Origin of the sequence: Marinobacter sp., assembly GCF_035268745.1 — a bacterium.
In the GTDB taxonomy this organism is placed as follows: Bacteria; Pseudomonadota; Gammaproteobacteria; order Pseudomonadales; family Oleiphilaceae; genus Marinobacter.
In genome coordinates, this window is the sequence record NZ_DATFKH010000016.1 from 1 (window position 1) to 3,848 (window position 3,848).

Consider the following 3,848-nt stretch of genomic DNA (forward strand, 5'->3'; position numbering starts at 1 on the left):
CGGCGTGCAGATATCGCTTACCGTGAAGACGATATTGACATTGCCGCCACAGTCGTCCGGAGGCGTACCGTAAGCACAGAACTCAAGCGATTCGTTCTCTACTTCTACTTCAGGTGCTACGTCGTCGTAGATCTTCAGCAGCTGGCTGTACTGCCAGAAACCGGGCGTCAGGTCAGCATACTCAGCAGCCGTCAGCGAAGCCTGATCACCGTCAGCCTGCGTCCAGGTAACTACTTGCTGGCCGGAAACATTGGGCAGCAGGTCACCGTCGGGCTGTACGCGGATAACGTGATCTTCGGTCAGATCATTGTCGCCGTCCCAGTCGCGCGGTACTTCGATCGGAGTGGTGCTCACGCCGTCGTACTCGCACCAGTTGATGACGCGGTAGGTGATCAGCAGCTTGAAGCACTCGTCGCCCGAAGCCTGGAAGCGCGTGGTGTCCTTATTAACAGCCAGAATATCGCAAGCGAAGCTCTGCGTGGAGATGTCGCGATCGGGCTCAACACCGCACTCGGCGCTGCCGTCATCACCCGGGAAGACGATCTCGTAATCATTTACTTCCAGCACCTCGATCTCTTGCGTACATACGGTAGAGCGACCCGAAGCGTCGGTAATCGTGAAGACGCGCTCGATCAGGCCAGTACCACAGTCGTCAGGCGTCCAGATCACTTCTTCGGTGATCGTAGCGCCGCAGTTGTCGCGAATTTCAATCACATCTTCCGGGGCGCCGAAGCGGCCGGCTACCTGAGCAGAGTCAGCAGGATCGAAATCCAGCTCGGTGCACAGGATGGTCTTGTCGTGTACATCACAGCTCGGAGGCAGCTTGTCCTCGATCAGCGTGTTCAGCCAGCATACGTTGCTGTTGCCTTCGGCATCCGTAGCGCGCAGCTCGATGGTCACCAGATCTTCAGAATCAGCGGAGATATCGCAGCAGGTGAAGTATACTTCGTTAGCCCACCAGCTGAAGAAGGTGCCGTCGGCTTCCTTGACAACCAGCGTATCGCCGGATACCACACCTTTACCGGCAACGCTGCGGGTAGCAATGTAGAAGGTACGGCCACCGGAGCTTACCACTTTGTAATCAGCGCTGGCCCATACCAGACCATTAACCTGATCGGCGTAGATGTCCAGGCAAGTCTCTTCGATATCGCGGCGTACGTCCAGCTCAGCCAGTTCGCAGTTGTCCCAGCTGCCTTCGTCTACATCAGCAGCCGTTACGCGGGCCAGACCGTCGTTGGTCGTGCCGGGGCCACCGATAGAAATGTTCAGCTCATCGTCACATACGGCAACCGGCTCCACCTGATCTTCTACGATCACGGTGCAGTTCGCATAGCCCAGGTTACCGCAGTCGTCTTCTGCTTCTACGATCAGCTCGTACTCACCAACGGCAACGCCGGCCAGTGCATAGCTCGTCCAGTCCGTCCAGCCGTAGTAGACCGGTACGTCAAGTCCCGTCTTCGGATCTTTCTCAAAGCCTTCCAGGCGGAAGCGCCAGCGCTTAACAGAACAGTTGTCCGTTACATCGATGCGGTCTTCCAGGTCAACAACGGCCGTGCAGTTGAACGGGCCGGTGGAGATGCGGATCGTGCGGTCGCCATCAGGCTGACCGTCCCAATCCAGGTCATCGGCTACACAGGTTACCTCAGGAGCTTCCTCATCAGCGTAGATGATGTGCTGCTCCCAGGAGAACTTCTTGTCAGACCAGTCGCTCTTTTTGACATGGTAACGCGCAAGCTGAAGATCATCATCCCAGTCGTCGTAGAAGTCGTAGCAAGCGTACAGGTCATCGCGGTAGTCATCCATGGGGCGGCCCAGCAGTGCGGGGTACTCGCCCAGGGAAGGATTCCAGCACCAGTCGAGAATCGACCAGGTACGTACAATCTTGTTGCCGCAGTTATCCGGACCGGGGAATACCTGATCCGTATAGGAAATCGTATAGTTGCAGTTGTGTCCTTTCGTCGTGTAGGTTCCCGACTCAGAAGGATCGGGCGTGAAGTAGATCGTGTCGCATACGCCGTTCACGTAGAAGGGAACGGAATAGGGATCGTTGTCCAGCAGGTCATCTGTGGTCAGCTCACCGTCGAATTCGCAAGCATTCACGTGCACCTTACATACCGGCAGGTGGATGTAGGGGCGAGAGAAAAGGATGCGCTGCGTGCAGCTTTCCTGGTTGCCCTTCTCATCTTCGAAGTAGAAGGTACGCAACAGCACGGCTGCATATTCGCCGTAGCCGCCATACTCATCGTATCTGCACTCAAACTCCTCAAGATGGTCCTCTACCTTGATAGGCGCGGCGAGCTCACCGGAGCAGGCGTCAACGGCCTTGGCAACACCGGTGTAGTACTCATAAGAAGGATCATTCCAGGAAGCTTTTACATCAACTACCTTGTCGATGTCGTCACAGATCAGCTCGTTGAAAGCCAGTAGTTCGCGGAAGCCGTCGTCATCCTCGAACCAGTCCTCGTCCAGGTTAGGCGAAAACTGCGTATTGCCGTCATCATCCAGGTACTTATACAGTCCGTCGTAATCAAAACGCGGGCAGTAAACCACCGGAGGCGTCTTGTCTTCGGCGTTGATCACGCCCCAGCAGTACTCCTCATCGCCGTACATCAGCACGTAATTGAACACGCCGCAGGCATCTACTTCGTTATCGGGATCGCCGTTGTAGATACCGTCGTAAACGATCACCCTCAGGCGGTCATCGGTATCGCAGACGTCGCCCTCTCCCACCATATCCGGCGTGATGATCTTCGTGCAGGTCTCGTCATTGAGGGTGACGTTAACCTGATCATTACAGCCGATCTCATCGAGGTTCAGGTCCTGCTTAAGTACGGTGAGCAATCCATCGACGGCCGAGGAAGCGCCTTCGCTGTCCGTATAGGTGGCCAGCAGCAGGTCGCCGTCGGTGTCTTCCGTAATCGTCTCCGTAAATTCGAAATAGCCCTGAGCAGCGTTGGTGAAGGTGGGGAAGATTTCCGCGCCATCCAGGAAAAACTCAGCGTTGCCCGGATTGATATCGTCACAGTCGTCCGTAATCTGAATCGAGAAAGTCACCGTTTCTTCCAGTGAACAGGAAGGCAGCGTAAAGGTCAGGTTGCCCGGCAGGTTGATATCGGCGGGCTGATTTTCAGGTACCACGACTGATACCAGGAACGGAATAGAGGTCGTATTGCCCTCGTTGTCCGTGTAGCTAACGGTAGCTACCTGATTGCCCGCTGCCGTCTTCGGTACGCTGACCGTGTAACGGAAATATCCGTCATCAGCCTGCGAAAATCCCGGCGTGAAATCCTGACCCAGGAAGTTGAAGGTCGGCTGGTTGGCCGTCTCATCGCAAGAGATAATGGTGACGCCGAAGTTTGCGTCGATTGCATCGACACAAGCCGGAAGGGTCAGCGTTTGCGGGTTGAATACGATCTGTGGATCGCCTCCCGCTTCCTGCGTGACATCGAAAGCCGGCTCTAACGATTCGCCCTCATACGTGATGGTAAAAATATCCGAGTAATTACCGGCCTGCACTGTAAAGCCAGCTTCAAAAACCCGGTAGAACAGGTCGTCGCGCTGAAAGCTCTCGATTAGGGTGATGCTGTTAAGCGCAACATTACCATCCAGGTCGCTGATAGCCGGTGTCCCTTCGTCATTTGCATCAATGACGGTGAAAAGGTGAAAATAATCAACGGACTCCACACAGGCCGGAAAGATGAGCTCTGCGTTGGACGTGATGATCACGTCATCGTCCTGGGCTTGTAGCTGCCCGAAGCTTAGGCCGAAGAAGGCCAGCAACAACAGGATATTCCTGCTTTTGAGGTCCTTCCATGGCCGGAAAGAGGTGAAGGTAAAGGTCGTCTTTT

Annotated in this window: 1 protein-coding gene; it reads right to left on the reverse strand. The window is 55.3% G+C overall.

All coding sequences use genetic code 11. From position 1 onward, the window contains the following. On the reverse strand, positions 1-3,848 hold a 3,848-nt coding region (locus tag VJ956_RS01000; RefSeq protein WP_324080670.1), incomplete at both ends, for a hypothetical protein.